General features: G+C 69.4%; 4 protein-coding genes. All 4 read left to right on the forward strand.

Annotated features, from left to right (window positions below):
* Positions 1 to 427: hypothetical protein (locus tag ACFWJ4_RS22885; protein WP_380546506.1), on the forward strand; the 427-nt coding region annotated here is incomplete at its 5' end.
* 66 nt (positions 428 to 493) lie between these two features.
* A complete protein-coding gene (locus ACFWJ4_RS22890; protein WP_380546508.1) occupies positions 494 to 805 on the forward strand; it encodes a transposase in 312 nt (103 codons plus the stop codon).
* The gene (locus tag ACFWJ4_RS22895; protein WP_380546510.1) at positions 736 to 1,434 is read left to right on the forward strand and encodes an IS3 family transposase; all 699 of its coding nucleotides are present in this window, start codon (positions 736 to 738) and stop codon (positions 1,432 to 1,434) included. The genes ACFWJ4_RS22890 and ACFWJ4_RS22895 overlap by 70 nt, the downstream gene beginning before the upstream one ends.
* 8 nt (positions 1,435 to 1,442) lie before the next feature.
* Positions 1,443 to 1,727: an IS3 family transposase gene (locus ACFWJ4_RS22900; RefSeq protein ID WP_380546571.1), complete on the forward strand. Its 285-nt coding sequence runs from the start codon at positions 1,443 to 1,445 to the stop codon at positions 1,725 to 1,727.
* Positions 1,728 to 2,104 lie beyond the last annotated feature (377 nt).

Below are 2,104 nucleotides of genomic sequence, written 5' to 3' on the forward strand. Positions count from 1 at the left end.
CAGGCAGCATGGATCAACGACCCCAGTAAGCGCAGGGAACCCGCACCACAAACCTCATAACATCACGACCGTCTCACTGGACTTGAAATCTTCCGCCGAGTGGCTGGCGGAACGAGGCCTGACCGGGCCGCGAGATGTTCAGGCAGAGCTGGCCGTGCGAGAGGCCGAGGAGGACCGGCGCCGACTGCGTTGGCTCCAGGCCGCGCCCGCCGGGCTGCACCACGCGGCCATGGCGGTCTCCAACCCGCCGGGGCGGGACCTGGAAGCCTGGTCAGATCGGCTTCGCGACGCCGAGGCACAGCTCGCCATGCTCGTCCACGACGGCTATTCCGACGGGATCGAGCGGATCCGTGCCCTGCTGGCATGGGCCGGGGTTCCCGCCAGGGAGTCCACCGGGGGCCTGAAGTGGTATGACCTGGCAGTCTGAGGTTCCCCCGAGGTGCGGAAGGTTGCCGGAAATGGCCTGATTGGCCGCGAGAAAGGAGCCTTTGCCATGGCTGCACCGATGAAATACCCGCCCGAGTTGCGGCAGCGTGCTGTCGCCGCATACCGAGCCGCCGACCCGAAGCCGGTGATCCGTCAGATGGCCCGCGACCTCGGGGTGCACCACGAGGCCCTGCGCAACTGGATCCGCCAGGACGAGGCCGACCGGGGCGAGCGCGACGACCGGCTGACCACCGCCGAGAAGGAGGAACCGGCCGCGCTGCGCAAGGAGAACGCCGAGCTCTGGCGCTCGTGCGAGATCCTCAAGGCCGCCTCGGCTTTTTTCGCCCAGGAGCTCGACCCGGCCCGGCGACGGTACTGAAGCTCATCGACGAGCACCAGGACCGCTTCGGGGCCGAGCCCGTCCTCCGGGAACTGCACATCCCCGCCTCCACCTACTACCGCTGGCGCCGCGACGTCCACGAGCCCTGCGAGCGCAAGCGCCACGACGCCGAGCTGACCGAGCACATCCGCCGCATCCACCCCGACTCCGACGCAACCTACGGATCCCCGCGCGTCCACGCCGCCCTGCGGCGCGAGGGCACCCACGTCGGCCGCAAGCGGGTCGAGCGCCTGATGCGCCAGGCAGGACTCCAAGGGGTGAGCCCGCGCCGGCCCCGCTCCTTCACCCGCCGCGGCCCGGCGGCCGATCCCGCCCCGGACCTGGTACGGCGCGACTTCACCGCCGACGCACCGAACCGGCTGTGGGTCGCCGACATCTCGCTGGTCCCCACCGGTGAGGGCCCGTGGTGGCTTGCCTCGATCCGCGACGCCTTCTCCCGTCGCATCGTCGGCTGGCACACCTCCGAGCGCGCGGATGCCGACCTGGTCCTCACCGCCCTGGAGTACGCCCTGCACGGCCGACCCGTCGAGCCGGGGAAGCTGATCCATCACAGCGACCCCTTGAGCCCGGTCAGTACACGTCCATCAAGCTCACAACTCGCCTGCTGAAGGCGGGAATCGAGCCGAGCATGGGAAGCGTGGGCGACTCGTTCGACAACGCCCTGGCGGAGAACTTCTGGAGCGTCCTGAAGACCGAGTGTGTCCGCCGCACGACCTTCACCACCCGGACCGACGCCGACCTCGCACTGTTCGCCTACATCGACGGCTGGTACAACACCCGCCGCATCCAGAAGCGACTCGGCTGGCTCAGCCCCGACGAGTACGAGACGAAGTACTACGCCGACCGGGCGACGGCCGAACCAGTGGCCATCGAACCACCCACACCCGCCCTGACCAGGTAATCAACACCTCCCGCGCAGCGGGGGAAGCTCACCGAGGATGGTGCTGGCGCGGTTGGCCCAGTTCTCCCCGCGCCCCCGGGGGTCAGCTGATGGGTCGAGGATCTCGAAGAACACTCAAGCCTGGCCCGGCCCGGCCAGGCCGGGTTCGCGGTGACCTGCCGTGTTATCCACCCTCCGCTGGCAGCTCAGGTGTTGCGTTCAGCGCCAGGGAGGGGTGGGTGAGCCGTCCGGGTCCAGTCCGTGCGGCCATAGCGTCAGGGTGAGAGCTGGGGGGAGGAATTGGCCGGCGTCGGCGGCCCGCCGGACAAGGGCTTCCGCGGCGTCCTGGTTACCGGCTTCCAGCCGCATCCATGCCAGGTAGGCCAGGGCATCGGAGT

This window comes from Kitasatospora sp. NPDC127067 (genome assembly GCF_042724755.1).
GTDB classification, from domain to species: domain Bacteria; phylum Actinomycetota; class Actinomycetes; order Streptomycetales; family Streptomycetaceae; genus Kitasatospora; species Kitasatospora lactacystinica.